The organism is Sporolactobacillus sp. STSJ-5 (assembly GCF_024385605.1).
Classification (GTDB): domain Bacteria; phylum Bacillota; class Bacilli; order Bacillales; family Sporolactobacillaceae; genus Sporolactobacillus.
In genome coordinates, this window is sequence record NZ_JANFOJ010000005.1 from 138,188 (window position 1) to 158,478 (window position 20,291).

The 20,291-nt window shown below is 42.0% G+C and carries 20 protein-coding genes; 12 read left to right on the forward strand and 8 right to left on the reverse strand.

Features of this window, described 5'->3' with window-relative positions:
- Window positions 1–71 precede the first annotated feature (71 nt).
- On the reverse strand, window positions 72–1,970 hold the full coding sequence (locus tag NOM01_RS07070) for a fructose-specific PTS transporter subunit EIIC (protein WP_255747623.1): 1,899 nt from the start codon (window positions 1,968–1,970) through the stop codon (window positions 72–74).
- The gene (gene pfkB / locus NOM01_RS07075) at window positions 1,967–2,911 is read right to left on the reverse strand and encodes a 1-phosphofructokinase (protein ID WP_255747624.1); all 945 of its coding nucleotides are present in this window, start codon (window positions 2,909–2,911) and stop codon (window positions 1,967–1,969) included. Before pfkB ends, NOM01_RS07070 begins: the two co-directional genes overlap by 4 nt.
- Before the next feature lie 119 nt (window positions 2,912–3,030).
- Here pfkB and NOM01_RS07080 point away from each other — a divergent pair, with 119 nt between their 5' ends.
- The 3 genes from NOM01_RS07080 (at window position 3,031) to NOM01_RS07090 (ending at window position 4,670) form a co-directional block, all read left to right on the forward strand.
- Window positions 3,031–3,810, forward strand: coding sequence for a MurR/RpiR family transcriptional regulator (locus NOM01_RS07080; RefSeq protein ID WP_255747626.1), 780 nt, complete (start codon window positions 3,031–3,033; stop codon window positions 3,808–3,810).
- A gap of 137 nt (window positions 3,811–3,947) precedes the next feature.
- Window positions 3,948–4,127 (forward strand): hypothetical protein, encoded by a 180-nt coding sequence (locus NOM01_RS07085; RefSeq protein ID WP_255747628.1) that lies wholly within the window; start codon window positions 3,948–3,950, stop codon window positions 4,125–4,127.
- A 159-nt stretch (window positions 4,128–4,286) separates the two neighbouring features.
- Complete coding sequence (locus NOM01_RS07090; protein WP_255747629.1) at window positions 4,287–4,670, forward strand: RidA family protein; 384 nt, start codon at window positions 4,287–4,289, stop codon at window positions 4,668–4,670.
- 57 nt (window positions 4,671–4,727) lie between these two features.
- Here NOM01_RS07090 and NOM01_RS07095 read toward each other — a convergent pair whose 3' ends face one another.
- The 3 genes from NOM01_RS07095 to NOM01_RS07105 form a co-directional block, all read right to left on the reverse strand.
- Window positions 4,728–5,348: an aldo/keto reductase gene (locus NOM01_RS07095; protein WP_255747703.1), complete on the reverse strand. Its 621-nt coding sequence runs from the start codon at window positions 5,346–5,348 to the stop codon at window positions 4,728–4,730.
- A gap of 33 nt (window positions 5,349–5,381) precedes the next feature.
- A complete protein-coding gene (rhaD, locus tag NOM01_RS07100) occupies window positions 5,382–6,212 on the reverse strand; it encodes a rhamnulose-1-phosphate aldolase (RefSeq protein WP_255747630.1) in 831 nt (276 codons plus the stop codon).
- Window positions 6,213–6,312: 100 nt separating this feature from the next.
- Entirely contained in the window at window positions 6,313–6,957 is a 645-nt protein-coding gene (locus NOM01_RS07105; protein ID WP_255747631.1) for a histidine phosphatase family protein, read from the reverse strand.
- 152 nt (window positions 6,958–7,109) lie between these two features.
- On the opposite strand from NOM01_RS07105, the gene NOM01_RS07110 reads away from it, so the two are divergent.
- The 8 genes from NOM01_RS07110 (at window position 7,110) to NOM01_RS07145 (ending at window position 14,154) form a co-directional block, all read left to right on the forward strand.
- Window positions 7,110–9,110 carry a BglG family transcription antiterminator gene (locus NOM01_RS07110; protein ID WP_255747632.1) on the forward strand — a complete coding sequence of 667 codons (2,001 nt, stop codon included), beginning with the start codon at window positions 7,110–7,112 and terminating at the stop codon, window positions 9,108–9,110.
- A gap of 5 nt (window positions 9,111–9,115) precedes the next feature.
- On the forward strand, window positions 9,116–9,583 hold the full coding sequence (locus NOM01_RS07115; protein ID WP_255747633.1) for a PTS sugar transporter subunit IIA: 468 nt from the start codon (window positions 9,116–9,118) through the stop codon (window positions 9,581–9,583).
- Window positions 9,584–9,588: 5 nt separating this feature from the next.
- Window positions 9,589–9,864, forward strand: coding sequence for a PTS sugar transporter subunit IIB (locus NOM01_RS07120; RefSeq protein ID WP_255747634.1), 276 nt, complete (start codon window positions 9,589–9,591; stop codon window positions 9,862–9,864).
- 34 nt (window positions 9,865–9,898) lie between these two features.
- Window positions 9,899–11,269 (forward strand): PTS galactitol transporter subunit IIC, encoded by a 1,371-nt coding sequence (locus NOM01_RS07125; protein WP_255747635.1) that lies wholly within the window; start codon window positions 9,899–9,901, stop codon window positions 11,267–11,269.
- Between the two features lie 11 nt (window positions 11,270–11,280).
- Window positions 11,281–11,496, forward strand: coding sequence for a hypothetical protein (locus tag NOM01_RS07130; RefSeq protein WP_255747636.1), 216 nt, complete (start codon window positions 11,281–11,283; stop codon window positions 11,494–11,496).
- Complete coding sequence (locus NOM01_RS07135; protein WP_255747637.1) at window positions 11,493–12,431, forward strand: 1-phosphofructokinase family hexose kinase; 939 nt, start codon at window positions 11,493–11,495, stop codon at window positions 12,429–12,431. The genes NOM01_RS07130 and NOM01_RS07135 overlap by 4 nt, the downstream gene beginning before the upstream one ends.
- A gap of 19 nt (window positions 12,432–12,450) precedes the next feature.
- Window positions 12,451–13,077, forward strand: a complete 627-nt coding sequence (locus tag NOM01_RS07140) for a class II aldolase/adducin family protein (protein ID WP_255747639.1) — start codon at window positions 12,451–12,453, stop codon at window positions 13,075–13,077.
- A 108-nt stretch (window positions 13,078–13,185) separates the two neighbouring features.
- Window positions 13,186–14,154: a Gfo/Idh/MocA family protein gene (locus NOM01_RS07145; RefSeq protein WP_255747705.1), complete on the forward strand. Its 969-nt coding sequence runs from the start codon at window positions 13,186–13,188 to the stop codon at window positions 14,152–14,154.
- 180 nt (window positions 14,155–14,334) lie between these two features.
- On the opposite strand, the gene NOM01_RS07150 is transcribed toward NOM01_RS07145, so the two are convergent.
- Window positions 14,335–15,516 (reverse strand): YgeY family selenium metabolism-linked hydrolase, encoded by a 1,182-nt coding sequence (locus NOM01_RS07150; protein WP_255747640.1) that lies wholly within the window; start codon window positions 15,514–15,516, stop codon window positions 14,335–14,337.
- Complete coding sequence (dpaL, locus tag NOM01_RS07155) at window positions 15,509–16,735, reverse strand: diaminopropionate ammonia-lyase (protein WP_255747706.1); 1,227 nt, start codon at window positions 16,733–16,735, stop codon at window positions 15,509–15,511. The genes NOM01_RS07150 and dpaL overlap by 8 nt, the downstream gene beginning before the upstream one ends.
- 381 nt (window positions 16,736–17,116) lie before the next feature.
- On the opposite strand from dpaL, the gene NOM01_RS07160 reads away from it, so the two are divergent.
- On the forward strand, window positions 17,117–18,841 hold the full coding sequence (locus tag NOM01_RS07160) for a sigma 54-interacting transcriptional regulator (protein ID WP_255747642.1): 1,725 nt from the start codon (window positions 17,117–17,119) through the stop codon (window positions 18,839–18,841).
- A 101-nt stretch (window positions 18,842–18,942) separates the two neighbouring features.
- On the opposite strand, the gene NOM01_RS07165 is transcribed toward NOM01_RS07160, so the two are convergent.
- Entirely contained in the window at window positions 18,943–20,256 is a 1,314-nt protein-coding gene (locus NOM01_RS07165; protein WP_255747644.1) for an aspartate aminotransferase family protein, read from the reverse strand.
- Window positions 20,257–20,291: the final 35 nt, after the last annotated feature.

Here is a 20,291-nt window from a genome sequence, read left to right on the forward strand (position 1 = left end):
GATTGCAAAATATGGTGAGTCTTGCTAAAAAAAACCATCCGGCGTCGGATGGTTTTTTAAGAAACAATTCTTCAATGAAGCAATGCATAGATTTGGTCTGCATTTGTCGCTGTATTCAGCTCATGGACTATACGTTTATCAACCAATTTCTGAGCAGTATCCGACAAATAGTGCAGGTGTGCTTCACTGCCTTTCGGTGGGATTAAGAAGGCAATCACAAAGGTTACCGGTTTCTGATCAAACGTTGGCCAGTCGGTGATCGGAGTTTCAAGTTTTACTGCCAGCATCGCCGCCTTTTTAATGGTCTCAGACTGAGCATGTGGAATCGCAAAACCGTCTTCCATGCCGGTTGAGCTCTGCTTTTCCCGATATTGAAAAGCCTTGACTAATCGTTCTTGGTCGCTCACATTCCCTTTAATCTGCATTTTTTCAGCAATAAATCGGAACAACTCATCTTTCGTTTGGATACCTTTTTCAAAATAGATGTTCTCTTTGCTCAAGAGTGTCTCTTGAGCAAGTGTCGGAGCAGCTTCATTGCTTTCTGCAGCTGCCTGAGCAGCATTATCTGCTTCCGTTGCTTTCAAATTTTTGTTAAAGCGATGTTTCTGATCAATAGCGATTAAGTAACCCGACACTAAAGCTCCTGCAAGAATGGCCAAGACCCAGAGCAGCGGATGGGTTACAATCGGCAGCACGATAAATCCGCCGTGAGGTGCCGGTACTTGAACCTTCATATAATAGGTTAGAATCGCAGCAATCGATGAACCGACCATCAATGAAGGAATGACAGTAAACGGACTCTTCGCCGCAAATGGAATTGCGCCTTCGGTAATATGGGTGGAGCCGAGCAGAAAGTTGACATAGCCGGCGTTGCGTTCTTCTTTTTGAAAATATTTTCCAGCGAACAGAACTGCGAAACCGGTTGCAATTGGCGGCGCAATGCAGGCAGCAGAGACACCAGCCATGAAATAAAAGTTTCCTTGACCAAGCAGTGCCACACCCGTCACATAAGCTGCCTTGTTTACCGGACCACCCATGTCAAATGCACACATGATGCCGACAATTAAACCAAGGACAAGGGGACTTTGATTCTGCATATTACTTAAGAAATGCATCATTCCTTCATTAATGGCTGTCATTGGCGAGGACAATAAGACCATCGCATATCCACCGATAAGACCGCCCAGCACTGGAAGCAGAAAAATTGATTTCAGACCGTCCAGTTGTTTCGGCAATCCTTTCAAGCCAGATTCAAGCAGCAGGATCAGATAACCAGATAAGAAACCGCTGACAATACCGCCAAGGAATCCTGTTCCATTCGTAAACGCGATCATACCGGTAATAAATCCAATCACAAGTCCTGATCGTTTGCCAATCGCCTGGGCGATGTATGCAGATAAAATCGGTACCATCAATCCCAGTCCTACCTTGCCAATCGCGTTCAGATTAGCTGCGAACACATTGTATTCATTGCTTTTTGGATCTGCCGAATTAATGCCGAACATGAATGATATGGCGAGCAGCACACCACCGGCAACAACTACGGGAAGCATATGTGAAACGCCGTTCATCAAATAGACATATAGCTTGTGTGCGAGTGATTCTTTTTCGACGCTGAGATCAGTATTGCCTCCACTCGGAGCCTGTCCACTTTTAAACAAAGGAACGGAACCGTTTACAATTTCATCAATTAATTTGTCAGGTTCTTTAATTCCTTTTGTTACCGAAACTTTGATCACACGTTTACCTGCAAAGCGATCCTCGTCAACATCCTTATCAGCTGCAATAATCACGCCGTCCGCTTCTGCAATCTCCCTTGGTGTCAAGCCGTTTTCAATACCCGCTTGTCCATGTGTTTCCACTTTTATCTCAATACCTTTTGCCTTTGCCGCATCTTCAAGCGCTTTCTTAGCCATGAACGTATGAGCAATTCCTGTCGGACAACCTGTTGCTGCAATTATTTTTGTCATGATTCTCTTGCCCCCTTCAAATGAGTCGTTATGTTAATTTGTTTCATTAATTCCGGAACATCTTTTAGATCACTCAATCCTGCGGTAAACGCCGTTGATGAGCCCGCCGCCGTTGCGTAAACCAGTGCATCTTCCAAGCTCTTATTATTGATTTGGGAACCAATAAAGGTACCAAGCAGCGTGTCACCGGCACAGGCTGTATTGACTACTTCACCCTTAGGAGCTGTGGTGAACAGCACTCTTTCACCGTCTGCGTACATCGTTCCCTTATCCCCTCGAGAGACCAAGATCCGCTGCGCTCCTTTTTTCAGTAACTGTTCCGCTGCTTCAATCAGATGTGCTTCATCATTAAAAGACTCAGGATGGACTGACAGCCATGCGGCCAGCTCCTCATCACTCGGTTTAATCAAATAGGGCCGATCTTCAAGGCAACTCAGCAAAGCATTCGAGCTGACATCCAGGATCAATTGAAATCCCTTTTGCGCTGACAGTAAGGAAATCTTTTTCAGAATCGAATCATCGACTCCTCTAGGTAGGCTGCCTGATACGAACAGCATGTCTTCTGAAGTAAGCTTACTCATTTTATCAATTAACTGCGCTTGAGCGGCCAAACTGATCTCCGGTCCGCGATTTACCGCTTTATACTCCTTGGCACCTGCTTTTATAAATGTATTAATGCGTGTAATGCCGTCAATCATGACAAAGTCGGTTGCGATACCGGTTCGCTTCAGTTCATCATCAATATACTTTCCTGTAAATCCACCTAAAAACCCGGTAGCGACACTGTCAATCCCCATTTTTTTAAGCATAAATGATATATTGATTGTTTTTCCGTTTGCCTGATAATCTTCGAAAACACTTCGATTGACTACATAAGGTTCAAAGCTGTTAAATTCAGTGAACAGATCAATTGCCGGATTCATCGTACATGTGTAGATCATGATTTTTCCCTCGCCTTCACTTGCATCTTCTCTACTTTTTTATTATGCCATGATTAGCAATGAAAATGTTTTCGGAAAAGGCTATAATCAATGTAAAGGTTTTCAATTTGGAGGTTAAGATGGATCTTACTTTTTTCGAACGCGTTAATCAGTATTTCGACACATTAAGCGACAGCGAAAAATTTTTGCTTCGCTATGTACAGGATCATTTGAGTGAGATGCCGAAAATTTCGATTGTCCGCCTGAGCGAAAATGCGAATGTATCGACGGCAACAATTGTCCGTACAATGAAGAAACTTGGCTATGAAGGATTTACTTCCTTCAAGATTCGCTTGAAGGACGAGCATCGGCTTGCTCCCGAGTTTTCTGTTATCGAAAAAGTCGATAATAAAATTAAAGAAGCGATTCTGAAGAATGAACAGGAAGTCACTAAGACGATACAAATGCTCGATCGCGGCACGATTGAAGATGTGTTACAGAAGATTATTTATTCACGGAAAATTGTACTGTTCGCCCGCGGCTTTTCTGAACTGATCGCCAAAGAGATGACCGTTAAGTTCCAACTCACCGGCAAGTATTGTGAAATGCATGACGATCCGAACATCATCACGACGATCAGCAAGCGAATAGATAAGAAAGATCTCGTTATCTTCATCTCACTCAATGGACGTACCGAAGAATTGGTACAGGCAGCGAAGAACTGCAAGGCAAACGGAGTCAGCACAATCACACTGACCGCCAATCGTGAGAGTCCGCTTTACACCTTGTCCGAACTGACGCTCGTCGGCTACAAGTCGAAAGTATCCTATTTTCCTGATTACGAAGTGCGCTCGCGCCTCCCCCTACAGGTCATGGCACGTATTATTCTGGATGCTTACGCCATTCGCACGCGTTCCTGATTATACGGGAAGTGCGTGATCACGCATGATAAATGCGGATGCACGCACCAAAAATGCGGGGCACAAAGATACTACTGGAACTACAATGAAACAAAAGGTTGTTCATTCCTGAGATCAATGATTGGAGGTTACTTTTGATGAAAAGAAGTACATCGCTAATCATTGTGTTGGCAATTGTAATCCCCTTTGAGATCCTGATTAATCTCTTTGTTCATAACAATATTGTCGCACCGATTCTCATAGGGTTATTAGCTTTTACATCCGTACGTTTCTTTCACTATTTAAATAGAAAAGGGTTGCTGAAAAAAAGCCGCTAAGCACAATCGGATTGGCAAATTCTCATGTTTCACAATTAGTTGATTGGTATCCTTCTGCGCTATGGTAAACTAATAAAAGACTATTAATTTATGGCTTTCGTCCTTGATTGCTCCCGCAATCGCGCGTAGCCGTTCACACACATCTGGAGGTTCGATTTAATGAAAAAGCAAATCGCAACAAATGCTGCACCAAAAGCTGTTGGTCCCTATTCACAAGCCGTTCTTGCCGGAGACTACCTGTTCGCTTCCGGACAGATTCCTCTTGATCCCGCAACAGGCGAAATCGTCGAAGGCAGTATCGAAGCGCAAGCTGAACGCGTTTTTCTCAACCTGCAGGCCGTGTTAAATGAAGCCGGCCTCGATTTCTCAAACGTCGTGAATGCCACCGTCTATCTTGCTGACATTAATGACTTCGCGACCGTAAATGGCATTTACTCAAATTACTTCACTGGAGAAATCCTCCCGGCACGCTGCGCCATCCAAGTAGCTGCCCTGCCAAAGCAAGCAAAACTGGAAGTCTCCTGTGTCGCATATAAAGGATAAACAACAAGCCTGAACGTAGAGTATTCCGCGTTCAGGCTTGTTTCTGTATGGATATTGTTAAAAATCTTCTGGGTCACTATTATTGCGCTTATCTTCATTCAACGTATCAATCTGCTCCATTTCATAAGCAGACAACTCAAAATCAAAAATGTTCGCATTGCTGACCACATGCTCTGGATTTATTGATCGCGGAATTGTGATGATGCCGTGCTGCACAGTCCAACGCAGAATCACCTGTGCCGCAGTTTTATCATGCATTTTAGCTATCTCATTTACTGACGAATTGGTCAGTACCTTCCCCGTTCCAAGCGGTGAATATCCCTCGACCTGAATATTCTGCTCAGCGCAATAGGCTCTTAGCGGTACTTGTGACAAGAGCGGATGAAGTTCAAATTGATTAATTGCCGGCCGAATTTTGGCATCCTCTAACAATGTCTCAATATGATGCGGATTAAAATTACTTACGCCTATCGCTCGTACTTTGCCTTGCTGATACAGATGCTCCATTGCCCGCCACGAATACTTGAATTTCCCGGTTACCGGCCAATGGATAAGATAAAGATCTAAATAGTCAAGTCCCAGAGTCTTCAAGCTCTTATCAAAAGCCCTGAGCGTCTCTTCATATCCCTGATCGTCATTCCATAGCTTCGTCGTAATAAAAAGTTGATGCCTGTTGATCCCTGATTGTCTGCTATATTAATTATTTTTTTCTTAATGGAGAATACCATCTTTGGGTACTACATTGAATGCCTGTGCAAGATCCTTTAATTGACTGTCCGTTATTTGAGCACGAACATTTCGGTAGGTAAGCATATAGATCTGTGCTGCTTTTTCAACCGTCTCAATTAAACCATAGGCATCGTCAAAAGTGTCACCAGACGCCAGGATACCGTGATGAGGCCAGAGAACAATTCGCGAATCCCGCATCTTCTCAGCGGTTGCTTCAGCAATATCACGATTTCCGCACACCATCCATGGGATAACACTGACACCATCCGGAAACACAATCAGGCATTCGCTGATGATCCCCCATAGTGTACGCGTCAGCTCTTTCTCATCAAGGGAATGAACGAAAGTCATCGCGGATATATTCGTCGCGTGATTATGCAGAATCACCTTATGATTTGGATTCCGTGCTAGGCGCACACTATGTGAAAGCAAATGGGTTGGAAATTCACTTGTTGGACCTCTTCCCGCCTCAAACCCCCAAAGTACATCAATCGAATCACCGCGCTCATTCAACCGAACAATTCCCAGTTCTTCACTAGGCCGTTTTTCCACATTTTTAAAGTAGCTACCAGTGGCAGTGACTAAGAATGTTTTTCCAACCAAGTTTTCAGGTACTTCTCCGAATCCGTTGAATGGTAATGATTTCTTAACATGATCCGGATTCAGATAAGGTCTTAACTCATCCTCATCAATAATGTAACTAATGTTCCCCCCGTTACGTTCATCCCAGCCATGCAACCACATTATTGATGCCAGTTCTGCCATTTCTTTAACAAAATTTGCCTCTATTATGCTTTTCGAAGCTACGGTCATAGTTAATCATTCCTCTCATCAATTGATAAAATGGGGATGTTAATTGCATCCAAAAAAGTAATCGTTTTCATTTCATTGCGCTGCTAACTTATTTCGCTATTTAAAGTCTTTTTCCAACATACTCAATGTTAAAAGCTTTCCCGTCATACACAACTTTAGTTAGACTTGCATTGGGAATAACGTCTACTTTAATCTGTTCGCTTGAAAGAAAATAAACAAGGCAGCTGAGAAATAATCCATGACTAACAGCCAAAATGTCATTGGAAGGAGTGGATGTGAATATCTCTAAAAGACGATGTATTCTCTTTTTTACATCACTATAATTTTCAGCGGCATGGAATGTGTCAATTTTTTTTAAGCCCTCCAATACAAATATCTTCTGCCAGTCCGGATAATCAGAATTAAACTGGGGTAGATTTGCGGCTGTTCCCGCTTTATTCCACATCAAGTGGGAATTCATTCCCTCAAATGAACCAAAGGATACTTCTCTCAGTTCTTCGATCTCACTAAGATTATTCATGGATAATCCTGCGCTGTGCAAAATGAATTTGGCAGTGTGTTTTGCCCTGGTAAGGTCACTCGTAAAAGCAGTGTCAATTGTTATGTTATTTTGCTTCAAAGCTCTCCCTAGCGCGCTCGCTTCTTCTTTGCCTCTTGTAGTAAGTGGTGAATCAGCACAACCCTGAGCAATATTAAGCAAATTGAAGAATGTCTGACCATGCCTTATCAGGTAGATCCTCTTCATTCCCCATTCCTCCCCTCTTTATCATTCAAGTAGAGTATATAGTCACATTCCCACGAGTACATCACATCGTTAATGAAAACGTTTTCAATATGTTGTGATGAAACTTAGACGTCTTACACATATAATTGATTTTGTGAAGGAGGTGAAAACAATTGATCATCTTAGACCGCGAGATTACAAATCTTATACTTGTTCAAAAGCACTTAAGCGTAGAGGAAATTGCCAACCATTTATCTACAGAAAAGAACAAAGTCCTTGAACGGATTCATTTGATCAGTGAGCGGCTTCCTCATGAGTCAATTGAAGTAGTTAACGGAGAAGTGAAAATATCTGAAAAGTGTGTCGATGAGTTATATGCATCATTGGTTGGCAATTTATCGTCAAATTCAAATGAGTATGAAGTCGATCTCAGAAAAAATTTAATCGAACTCGAGTTAATCGTTCATAGCAATCATCACACATTGCAAACACTATCTGATTTGTTTTATGTAAGCAAAAACACAGTTTTTTCGGATATGAAGTATTTGAAAGAAGAACTAAGAAATTTGAATTTTCACGTAACATACTCGAGAAAAGATGGTTATCAAATCAATGGATCGGAATATTTAATCCGAAATCATTTAGTTCAACTCATAAATGAATTATTAAAAACAGCTTATGGAAGATCCTGTCTGATTGATCGATTTAATATTAATAAAAGCTCAATATCGATGTTTAAGCAAAAATTAGAGTGTATTGAAGACGAAATAATGATTCGTCTTACTGACGAACAACTTGGAAATTTACCCTTTATTCTATCGATCTTATTACAACGAATGCAAAATTTTCCAAAGCCTTGGAACTTCAAGGTGGAGAAGTATGATATTAGAAACACCTTAGAATTTCCAATCATCAAAAAACAGTTCAGCGAATTTTCCTTTTTGAAAGATGTTGATTTATTATATCTGTCCTTACACATTCTTTCATCTAATCGAATCGAATCAGCTCTTGAGTTTGCAGATAGCGAAGAAATAAACAGTTCGGTAAATCAATTCATTGCACTATTGAAGGAAAAATTAGCCATTGATTTTGTGAAAGAGACGGATTTCAAATCTAAGATTATGTTGCATATCCAGCCGGCAATTTTTAGAAATATTTTAGGTTTTCGTGTCAATAATCCTCTGACTGAACGGTTCATAAACGAGCACTATTACGTTTTTAAGGCAGTTGCTCATGCGGCAAAAAAATCATTTGGAACGATTCTGGAACATGATTTTTCGGATGAAGAAATCGTGTATCTTTCTATGATTGTACTCGGGTGGATGTATCAAACAGAGGAAGATAATTCAGCCTATTATAAAGCCGTTGTCTTATGCTTTAATGGCACATCGGTTTCAAAGTTATTGCTCGAAAACTTAAAAGACATGTTTCCTGATATTGAATTTATCGGTGCATTTTCTTTTCGACAATTTGAACAAATGAATCTGGAGCCTGACTTTATTTTCACAACAGTTCCAATGAAAAGTCGTATTACTACCATTATTGTTCCACCTTTTCTCGAGCCGGACAGCCGAAAACAATTGAGAAAAGTTGTTTCCAAGTTACTTAGTCAAGACCCAAAGCGAAAGGCTAAAGGTATTGTTTATGCCATAAAAGATCTCATTCCTGAGGATAAACGAGAACTTGCTGAGCTTGCACTTAAATCCTTTTTTGATAAAGAGGAAGAAAAACGCCCAATTTATCGTGAACGGATAAGCTTAACCGAAGAAAATATTTCAGTAATTGATTCCTCCGTCTCTTGGGATAACTGTGTCGAGGCTGCCTTTAATCCCATCATTAGCAGGGGAAATATCGGAAGCGATTACATTAATAAATGTAAATCCATATTTTATTCAAATTATCAACAGATGCTTATCGGTCCAAAAGTCTACCTGCCGCATGCAACTGTAACAAAAGAATCTGCCGATCTTCAAATCACTATTTTCAAGCAGGCGGTGACAAATCCGGAAGGTGATCCTTTCCAACTTATGGTCGCCTTAGTACCAGAAAAATCAAATGCTCATGTACCTTTGCTATTAAAACTTAATGATGTTTTCTTGGAAAGAGGACGTATTGAAGCAATAGTCGCTTGTAAATCAAGGAAAGACATTCTAAATCTGCTTGAAAGGAGGTGAACACAGTGAATTACAGTAATCTATTTCAAAAAGATCTCATTATCCTTAATGCTGAGTATCAAGACCAAAACGATCTCTTCAATTCAACTTTTAAAAGTCTGCAAAGCAAAAGGTTAGTCAATGCATCCTACGGCGCTGCGCTCACAGAAAGAGAGTCTCTTTATCCTACTGGCTTAGCGAACGAAAAAATTCAGTTTGCGATACCGCATACTGATGTGACCTATGTTAACCGACCCTTTGTCCAAGTCGTTCGTCTAAAAAAACCTGTTCGCTTCGCTCATATGGGAATGTCGGATCAACAAGTTAATGCGGAAATCGTTTTTGTGCTCGGTATTAAGGATCCAAAAGGCCAGGTCGGATTACTTTCTGAAATTATGTCATGCTTTAATGATCAATCTTTTATCGATCATGTGAGAACGATCAATGATTCGCAACAAATGGAAGCTTACTTGAAAGACAAATTTGGGAGGTAGTCAAAATGAAACGAGTTATTGTCGCGTGTGGTTCCGGTGTCGCAACCAGTCAAACCGTTGCTTCAAAAGTAAAACGTATTTTGTCCGAAAAAAAGATAAGCGCAGAAGTTGAGGCCGTAGATATTAAGTCGCTTGATCATTTGATTAAGAACTGTGATGTCTATGTTGCCATTACAAAACCAAAGAAAGCATATGGAATTCCAACTTTAAATGGCATTGCTTTTCTTACAGGTTTGGGAATGGACGCAGAGGTTGAAAAACTGATTGCAGCATTAAAGTAAAACAACGACCAACTATGAAAAGGAAGTGAATGAAATGGACGTTTTAACTAATGTTGTTCAATATGTACTCAATTTAGGTGCCTCGGTATTTGTCCCAATTATTATGCTGATCATAGGTATCTGTGCGCGAATGAAATTCAAAGATGCAATTAGTGCAGCAATCATATTCGGTGTCGCATTTGCTGGAATGAATTTAGTTGTTGGATTCATGCTTGATTCGATTAGTCCCGCAGCTCAAGCATTTGCTAAGAACACGGGAATTGCACTCACCGCTGTTGACGGTGGATGGACCACCGGCGCATCAATCACATGGGCGTGGCCTCTTGCTTTTCTCATTTTTCCAATCACGATTGGCGTTAACATTGTCATGTTGGCATTGAAATGGACGAAAACGCTGAATGTCGATATGTGGAACGTTTGGGGTAAAGCCTTTACAGCTATTATGGTCTCGTATATCTCCGGAAATGTCTATCTCGGTTTCGTTGTTGTTGTCATTCAAATCATTATTGAACTGAAAATCGGTGATATTTGGGGAAAAGAAATTGAAGAATTGACCGGCATTCCTGGTGTTACCGTACCACACCATATGACAATCATTGCCAGCCTACTCTATCCGATTAATCAATTAATGGATAAGATTCCAATGTTCAATAAGAAGATGGATGCTGATGCATTAAAAGAAAAATTAGGTGTTTTTGCAGAAAATCATGTCATGGGAGCAATTGTTGGATTCCTTCTAGGACTTGTTGCTGGATATGGAGTATCCAAATCTTTAATTCTCGCGGTTCAAGCTGCGACGGCGTTAACACTCTTTCCTATGGTTTCTAAACTATTTATGCAAGCGCTATCACCTATTTCGGAAGCGATTTCAGACTTTATGAGAAAACATTTCAATAATCGAGAAATTCTAATTGGACTTGATTGGCCAATTTTAGCCGGAAGAAATGAACTTTGGGTAACTGCTATTTTGCTTATCCCAGTTGAACTGTTATTTGCCGTAATTCTTCCGGGGAATAAGGTGCTCCCATTCGGTGGAATCATCAATCTGTCGATTGTCGTAGCAGTTGTATTGCTTGCTCGTGGAAATTTGCTCCGGATGGTTGTCTACGGAGTCATTACAACCCCGGTGTTCTTATACCTAGCAACATTCTTCGCACCATATATGACACGACTGGCACAAGAAACTCATGCGGTTAAAGTACCTGCTGGCAGCATGCTTACCTGGAGTACGATGGAAAACGGTGAATTTAAGTTCGCTTTTTCCGAAGCAATGGCCGGAAAATGGTGGGGAATTCTCTTAGCAGTTGTTTGGATCGCACTGTTCGTCTATTTCTACTTTGGTCGAAAGAAGGAAAATGCGAAGCGGTATCACGATGAAGCAAAAGCTGAAGGTTTTGAATCATGAAGGCGGGGAAATTGGCAAAAGCATTTTGGATTTTCATGGTTTTCCTTGGATTCCTCCTGCTGCTGCTTGGTTTCATCACCAGTGATTTGATGATGTGGGTCGTTGCTTTAATTATTGGACTGCTTGTCCGGTATTGTGCCTATGACTTGCTTTTCAAAAAATACGATCAAAAAGTTGCGGAGATTCGTCAAAAGTACGCGCAGAGAAAGGAAGGTGTAAAAAGGTGATCTATTCAGTAACACTTAACCCAGCCATTGATCGCATCATCCATGTCAATGATGAATTAACTCGCGGAAAAAACAACCATATATCCGAAAGTTATAATGACATTGGCGGTAAGGGGACACATGTTTCCGTCGTACTCTCTTGTCTTGATACACCAAATATATCAACAGGTTTTATCGGTGAAAATGGCAAAGAAGAATTGTATTCATTACTAATTGATCGAAAAGTCAGCCCAGAATTCTTTGTTCTGCCAAATCGCGCCGTTCGTCAGAATTACGTCATTATGGATGCAACAGATTTAGGCAGCTTTATGATTACTCAAAAAGGACCGTCAATAACGTCTGATGAACTTGAGCGATTTACATCTGACCTCACCGGTAGGCTGGTACCGGACGATATTGTGGTATTTGCCGGAAATCCATCACGATTAATGAGTCCAGATGAATACGGTTCGATATTAAAAAAAGTAAAGGAAACCGGCGTACGACTCATCATCGATGCTTCCGGCGATTATCTAAAAAAAGCGATTGAAATATCGCCGACTTTAATTAAACCAAATCAATACGAATTTGGTGAACTAACCCAAAAAAATATCACCTCAATTGAGGACACAATTGAAGTGATGGAAAAATCTTATTTCTCTAAAATAGATTATATCATTGTTTCACTTGGCAAGAAAGGCTCTCTGTTGTTTCATAACGGTTCGATCTATCACGCTATTCCGCCCAAAGTAAAAACTGTAAATGATACCGGCTGTGGCGACGCTTTTGTCGGAGGAATTGTTTACGCGCTCTATAAAAATTATTCTGTCGAAGATATGTTAACTTTCGCAACTTCCGTAAGTGCTTCAAAAGCGATGCAGCCTACAAGTTCCGGATTTATTCCTGAAGAAGCGCGTCTGCTAAGAGAACAAGTGACATTTGAGAAGATTAAATAATGTTTTCGGAGGGGATCTCATGTTATATGAGTCTGAAAGAAAAGATTTATGTACCGTTGTTAAAACAATGTTTGATCGTTTTGAAACAAATGCTGCAGGTGGAAATGTCAGCGTCCGAATAGATGATGACCATATCATCATGACGCCAACATTAATGTCTCAGCAAAAGCTGTGCAACCTTAACCCCTATGATATTCTTGTCGTCAACATGGATGAAGAAATCATTGAGGGTGATGGAAAACTGACTAGAGAAATCAACATGCATATGGCTTGTTATAAACAGAATAAGAAAATCGGTTGCGTGATCCATGCACATCCTAGAGATTCACTATTCTTCGCGACATTAGGAATTGAGTTGCCTAACCTTACAGAGGCAACGCAAAAGCTGGGTAAGATCCCAACTCTTGATTACCGTCCGGCAACAACGGTTGAACTTGCAGATCTTGTGCGTGAACACATCAAATCCCTTGGAGATGATGTCGTTCCGAAAGCCTGCCTTCTTAATAGTCATGGGATTCTAATCACAGATAAAACACTTCATAAAGCCTATGACATGCTTGAGAGAATCGAATACAACGCATATATTGCAGAAAAGGCATTGATTTTCGATAAGTTGGGCATTGTTCCTCTTCATAAAGAATGTTGATTGATTTTATATAATTTATGGTGGCTTGAGACTTCTCCTGCCACCTTAATCTTTTTTCAACTTTCGATTTATTCTTTAAAAAAAACAGAACTTGGGAGGAAAATAATGATGAATACTTTAAATTGGGCGATTTTAGGAACAGGTACCATTGCATCTGAATTTGCCGATACACTCCATCAATCAGGACGTCCTGTTTTCGCAGTCGCATCCAGGCAATTTGAACGCGCCCAAAAGTTTGCTAATGATCATCACGTGGAAAATGCATACCGATCTTATGACGAATTATTAAGTAATCCTAAGATTAATGTTGTCTACATCGCGACACCACATTCTAATCACTATGAACTCATGATTAAATGCCTTGAATACGGAAAACATATCCTCTGTGAAAAATCAATTACCGTAAATAGTGAGCAGCTTAATCACGTGATTCACCTTGCCAAAGAAAAGCAGCTTTTTGTCATTGAGGCAATGACCATTTATCATATGCCCCTTTATGAAAAATTGAACAATCTCATAGCAAACGGAAAAATCGGCAAATTAAGAATGATCCAAGTATCATTTGGCAGCCTTAGAGTTCCTGATAGCAACAGTCGCTTTTTGAGCGAAGAATTGGCGGGTGGTGCCCTTCTTGATATTGGCGTATATGCTTTATCCTTTACACGCTTTTTCCTTAACAAACAACCCGATGAAATTTTAACAACCGCTAAACGATTTAAAACCGGTGTCGACGAACAATCCGAAATTATTCTACGAAATTCTGAGGATGAAATGGCTTCAGTTATTTTGACTCTGTTCGCAAAACTTCCAAAAAGAGGAATCATTACTGGTGAAAAAGCCTATATAACTGTAGATACCTTTCCACGCGCACAATCAGCGACAATTACTTATCCCGATTTTTCAACAGAGGTTGTAACAGCCGGAAATACAGATGACGCCATGGTTTATGAATATGACTATATGAATTCCGTAGTAAATGGAGAAAAAGAAGATACGACCCTTCAATTGACGACGGATGTGATGGAGCTGATGAGTGAGATCCGTAAAAAATGGGGCATTGTCTATCCGTTTGAATAATAGTTTTACAATAATTTATTCAACCAATATTCGAACTTAACAAAAAGAGAGTATTTTCACGCAGTTTTTAAGTCGTTTGCGGAAATTCTCTCTTTAATATTAATGATTAATTCAGCCCAGTACCGTCAATAATCCGTCCGTTCTGATTAATAGATCATGCAAATCAGTCATCTTCTTTCTTCATTTTTCAATCAGCAGCGCGCGCATGATCGCCGCAAAGCCTTCGACTGCCTGAATAAGTTGATTCAATTCAATGTATTCGTTATCTGTGTGTGCCAAATTTTCTCGTGAAGGTCCGAAGCCGATCGTCGGAATGCCCGCCTCCCCGGCAAAATGGCTGCCGTTCGTGCAAAATGAATAATGAGACAGCTGCGCAGGAATACCGATTTCGCGCAATGCTTGCAATGGCTTTTCAACAAAATCAGCATCTTCATCGTACATCCAAGCCGGGAAAAAGCGTTCAGCCTCGATGGCGGCTCCTGTATAACACTTATCGGTTCCTTTCGAGTAGTAGACTTTAGCCCTAAAGGTCGGATCATCTTTTTTTAGTTGTTCGATCACTTGCTGAATCGGCTGCAGGACGGATTCCTTTGTTTCATTGACCAGTGTGCGTCGGTCAAAAGTCGCCCGACACGATGCCGGAAGCACTGATTTTCCCGGATAAGGGGATGAGATAATATCAGTCAGTACCAGAATGCCTTTTCCCATAAATGGATCTTCAGGTGCCGGAAGCTTCTCGATTTCTGCGAGCAGCTTCATCATTTGCAGAGCGGCGTTCACCCCTTTCTCAGGATTGGCGGAATGAACCGATACACCTGTTGTTTCCACAACAACTTCTGCACGTCCACGCTGACCACGATTCAGGTTCAATCCTGTTGCCTCGCCAATCACAACCAGATCGGGATTGAATTTATTGCTGACCGATCGCGTTGCAACGCCTTCGAATGTTTCCTCATGGACGCTGCAGGAAATAATGACGCGTCCCGGAAAGTTCTTCCCGGTCTCACGCGCGAATTGTTTAGCAGCCACAATCATCGCACTGACCGAACCCTTCATATCGGAACTGCCGCGGCCGTACAGTCTGCCGTCCTTTTCCACTGGAGAAAAAGGATCAGTTTCCCAGTGCTCTTTATTTACTGGTACGGTATCAATGTGACCATCAAGCATCAGTGTCGGACCGTTCAACGCGCCGTTGATAACAAGCGCAACATTTCCTAAGGCGTCAACGGATACTTCATCGAATTCGTCGCCTTTACCAAATTCAGTGATGACGCTAGCCGCTTGATCCTCCGCACCTGAATAGCTTTGCGCACCGATCAACGCCTTACATAACTCAACCACTTGTTCCTTTTGGTCACACATTGAGCTCATCCCTCAACTTCCCTAACAGATTCGGGTATTCGCCCTTCCAAACAATGTTCCGGTAGGACTCCGCATCCGTATCCCCTTCCGTGCTGATCAGCAATACACGAGAGGAACGATCGATGGCAAGTTCTTTTTTACTTGACACCAACGCCGCTTCTGAACAAAGCAGGTAAAGCGCACCCATGGTCACTGCTCCGGATTCACCGGAAATCACTTGAGCGTCACCCTTCATTGGATTTCCATAAATCCGCATACCGAGTGCCGTCACCTCGTCAGAGCATGAAATCGCGCCGTAAGCATATTTGCATAAAAATTCATACGCAGCTTGATTCGGTTCACCGCAGGCGAGCCCGGCCATAATCGTCGCCATCTCTCCACCGACTGACTGCATCGCCCCGTCTTCATTTTCAAACGACTTGAAGTAGCAATCTGCCTGATTCGGTTCGACGAGAATAATTTTTGGCGGCGCTTCGGGATATTTGTGGAGAAAATACCCGGCAATCCCGCCGGCATAGGAGCCGACACCGGCCTGCAGAAGAATATGCGTCGGTGGCTCCGGCAATTGATCCAATATCTCCATGGCGATGGCCGCGTATCCTTGCATAATCCAAAGCGGAATTTTCTCATACCCCGGCCATGAGGTATCCTGGATCATTAGATACCCATTTTCGCGCGCCATTTGATCGCAAATCCGCACTGTTTCATCATAATTCACATCACTGATTTCCACGTCTGCGCCTTCTGCCTGAATGGCTTCCAGTCTTTTTAGCGACGACCCCTTAGGCATCCGAATCACCGACTTCAAACCCAATTCGTGCGCTACCCATGCGATTCCGCGACCGTGATTCCCATCCGTTGCGGATATGAAGGTTAGATCACCAAGCTGCTCTTTCACCTTCTTATCCTTCAGCATCTCAAACGAAAGATCCTCGATTGGCAGTTTCAACTTTTCTGCCAAGCAATTCGCAATGGCGTATATCCCGCCCATGACCTTAAACGCATTGAGCCCGAAACGATACGATTCATCCTTGACATATACTTTGGAAACACCCAATTCACCGGCAAGCGCATCGAGACTTCTTAAAGGCGTTTCAGCGTAGCGGTCATGTGTCCTTTGAAAAGATAATACCGTATCAATTTTCGCCTCGGAGAACTCCTGAACATCTGACGAATCCACATGACTCCATTGCCTTCTGTTTTTTTCTGTCTTTAACACATCACTCAAGGAACTAAATTCCTCCTTCACTGATCACTCCAGAACAATCGCAACAATTAACCAGCATCATTTGGTAAATCTAATCTTTGCTGTCTGCTCATGAGCGCTTTATAAAGCTTAATTTGACTATAAATTTAATTGTCTGTCTATTCAAGTATCGAATTGATACCTTTATAAAAATAAAATAGATTAAATATGTCATTATATCTGACATAATAATTGTCGATCAAAACAAGGTTTGATATGGTAAAAATATTAATACTTCGGGTAAATACACTATAAATCACTTTTATTTGTTCCTATTTTTAAATCGTCAAAATAATATAAAGTATCAAATTGAGATTATAATATCGATTTGATACTTTATGGAGGTTTTCCTCAATGTATGTTGAATTGCGCGAAGTTCAGTCTACCATTCAGCAAATCGTCATGGCGATCTCGGCTGTCTTGAAAATCGAGGTCGAGGTCGCCGACGCAAATTTATTTCGTATTGCGGGAACCGGATTGATCAAACAGAAAATATGGCAGGAAATGAGTGGAGAAGATGCCGTCTACCGGCAATGCGTCGAGAGCGGCCGGACGATAATCATTGACCGTCCGGGCTTCAACGAGATCTGTGCACTTTGTCCCCATGTCGGCAACTGCGCAGAGTATGGGGAAATTTGTACCCCAATTAAAATTAATGAACAAGTCATCGGCGTCATCGGACTGATCGCTTTTAGCCCGGAACAACGTGAAAAATTATTCGGTGATCAAGATGCTAATGTCTATTTTCTCAAAAAAATGTCTGACGTGATCGCGACCAAAGTGAACGAAAATATCATCTTCAGACAGCAGCTGATCGCGGAAAAGAAGATCTCGACACTCATTAATTGCATTGATATGGGGCTCTTAATGCTCAATAAAGGGGCCTGTGAATTCATAAGCAGCACCGCACGCAAAATGCTGCAGCTGCGCGATGAGGAGGAGCCGAGCCCAGGCTTGATCACACAATTTTCAGGGCATCAAAAAATCGGAACAGACGGGGCAATCCTTTGGATCAACCTCGGCTCCTATCGAAAGAAATTTTTCATCTCAGTACATCAAATTGATGCTCAGGAAAAAGATGAAGCGGAAGTTATTCTAATAGAAGATCCCGATCACATCACTCAGATGGCCACCCATATAACCATTGACAAGCAAAACCAAACGGGCGGACTAATCGGCTCCTCGCCCGCCATTCAAAATATAAAACAGGTTCTCTCCAAAATTAAAGACGAAACTATTCCGATCCTGTTTAACGGTGAAGATGGTACAGGCAAAACCTTTGCCGCACATTATGTTCATTTCTCAGCGAATAGACCCGATGAACTTTTTCGAAAGGTTAATGCGTCCTATTATTCGGAATATGACTTAAATTGTCTGTTATTCGGTGATCAAACCCATGCATCGCAGCCAGGTTATCTGGAAAAATTGGACGGCGGCACGTTGGTTCTTGATGAAATCGACCGCATCGGACAATCCACTCAGCTGCTTTTAACCAAATTTCTCAGTGATAAGCTGATTGAGCGCGATGGTCAGCCGTTCAAGGTCAATGTCCGTCTCATCAGCGCAACAAACAAAAATTTAATGGAGCTTGTGCAGAACGGACGATTCCGTCAAGATTTATATTATAAAATTGGTGTCGTGCCGCTCTATATGCCGCCGCTCCGCCAGCGCAAGGACGACATTGTGATGCTCGCCGACTACTTCCTAAGTCTGTTGAATTTAAAAACGAAAACCATTCGGAAAACTTTTGCTCGCGAGATTCAAAATATTGTCTCCAGCTACGACTGGCCGGGAAATATTCAAGAACTCTCAAACGCAATCGAATACGCGTTCAATGTATCTGATGAACCAGTCATTCACGTAGATCATTTTCCTGATTATTTGCTTGAAAAATACCGGCTCCGCACAAAGCAAACAAATGAGATTTTCAATTTGCGTGTAATGGAGCGAGAAACTATAAAAAAAGCGCTTATTAAAGTAAAAAACGAGGGCAAGAAAAAAGAAGACGCCGCAGCCCTTCTTGGCATTGGCCGCGCCACCTTATTCCGGAAAATATCCGAATATCAATTGAACCAGTAAAGCGGAAGTGATCATGCAGTACATTTTTCCGTTCGCAACCTGTTTTTTTTGCATTACAAAAGCGGAGCCCATCACTCCGCTACTTTTGCATACCCTGTCTATTAAAATTCCGAGAATATGGTTTCAAAGATTTGCAGCGTCTTTTGAATATCCGCTTCTGTATGTTGGGTTGACAGATAAATTCTTCCACGGTTCGGCGTAAGTCGAATGCCAAGCTCAAGCGAACGGGCAACCAGACGATTATAAAGCTCGATATCGGCGAACTTCAAATAATCTCTGAAATCATCCACAGGCTGATCAACCCCAAGCAAAAGCATGCAAATAGCTCCGTCATGACGGCAATAAAGAGGAATACCAAAGCGATCGCCCAGTACTCTGAGGCCTTCTGTTAACTGCTGACCTATGTTATCAAACCGTTCATAGACATCGTCACACTGCAATTGATCAATAGTCGCCAAGGCAGCAGCAACAGAGAGTGCATTACCATTAAACGTGCCAAAAGTACGGATTCCACAATCCATGACGCGACCTTTTCCTGCAACAATCGATAAAGGAAGACCTCCTGACACAGCCTTGGCAAACACGGCTATATCAGGCGTTACCCCGAAATAGTCTTGTGCGCCGCCTAAAGACATTCTGAAGCCTGTGATCACTTCATCAAAAATGAGCAAAATTTTGTTTTCTGTCGCTAGTGTTCGTAACCCTTCAAGATAGCCTTCATTCGGAAAAATCGGACCGGAATCGCACATATAAGGCTCGGTAATGATTGCGGCAATTTCATCACGATGCTTTTCAATCACATGCTTGATTGCCGTTAAATCATTCCACGGCAGAATGATGATTTGATCGGATGCATCGGCTAACTGTCCCAATACTTCCCGATTTTTCTTCGGCTGCTCTCTTGGTCCCAACTCATCAACGGAACGGGCATCCGTGCTGATCAGTTCTTCATCAGACCATCCATGGTACTGTCCTTCAAACTTAATGATCTTTGATTTTCCGGTGAATGCCCTCGCCAATCGGAACGCGAACATATTCGCTTCTGTGCCTGTATTTTGAAAAACGACACGCTCAGCACAAGGGATAATCTCGGTCAGCTTTTCCGCAAGTCGGTTCAAATCGGCAGAAGGTGAGCAGAACTGCGTCCCCTTTGCCATCTGCTTGGCCACAGCCAGATTCACCGCATCCGGACTGTAGCCTAGAATCAAAGGACCCATTCCCGCCACATAATCGATGTACTCATTGCCGTCAACATCATAAAGATGAGCGCCTTTTCCATGATCAAAACAGATTGGAAAATCTTGAAAACCCGCTTTGTGAAAGCTGCTGGCAACACCATTTACTAAGTATTTTTTAGAGTTCTCATATAGTTTTTTAGAGTTCTCATTATTTATCGAATTCCCGCTCAGTCTCAATCACCTCACATGATGCTTGCTCAGAACCTCCGCAG

Excerpts from the sequence above, each read along its gene's own strand:
- NOM01_RS07090 (WP_255747629.1), top strand. The coding sequence starts at position 4,287 with ATGAAAAAGCAAATCGCAACAAATGCTGCACCAAAAGCTGTTGGTCCC.
- NOM01_RS07085 (WP_255747628.1), top strand. The coding sequence starts at position 3,948 with ATGAAAAGAAGTACATCGCTAATCATTGTGTTGGCAATTGTAATCCCC.
- NOM01_RS07145 (WP_255747705.1), top strand. The coding sequence starts at position 13,186 with ATGAATACTTTAAATTGGGCGATTTTAGGAACAGGTACCATTGCATCT.
- NOM01_RS07150 (WP_255747640.1), bottom strand. The coding sequence starts at position 15,516 with ATGTGTGACCAAAAGGAACAAGTGGTTGAGTTATGTAAGGCGTTGATC.
- NOM01_RS07105 (WP_255747631.1), bottom strand. The coding sequence starts at position 6,957 with ATGAAGAGGATCTACCTGATAAGGCATGGTCAGACATTCTTCAATTTG.
- NOM01_RS07080 (WP_255747626.1), top strand. The coding sequence starts at position 3,031 with ATGGATCTTACTTTTTTCGAACGCGTTAATCAGTATTTCGACACATTA.
- pfkB (WP_255747624.1), bottom strand. The coding sequence starts at position 2,911 with ATGATCTACACATGTACGATGAATCCGGCAATTGATCTGTTCACTGAA.
- NOM01_RS07160 (WP_255747642.1), top strand. The coding sequence starts at position 17,117 with ATGTATGTTGAATTGCGCGAAGTTCAGTCTACCATTCAGCAAATCGTC.
- NOM01_RS07120 (WP_255747634.1), top strand. The coding sequence starts at position 9,589 with ATGAAACGAGTTATTGTCGCGTGTGGTTCCGGTGTCGCAACCAGTCAA.
- rhaD (WP_255747630.1), bottom strand. The coding sequence starts at position 6,212 with ATGACCGTAGCTTCGAAAAGCATAATAGAGGCAAATTTTGTTAAAGAA.
- NOM01_RS07070 (WP_255747623.1), bottom strand. The coding sequence starts at position 1,970 with ATGACAAAAATAATTGCAGCAACAGGTTGTCCGACAGGAATTGCTCAT.
- NOM01_RS07125 (WP_255747635.1), top strand. The coding sequence starts at position 9,899 with ATGGACGTTTTAACTAATGTTGTTCAATATGTACTCAATTTAGGTGCC.
- NOM01_RS07140 (WP_255747639.1), top strand. The coding sequence starts at position 12,451 with ATGTTATATGAGTCTGAAAGAAAAGATTTATGTACCGTTGTTAAAACA.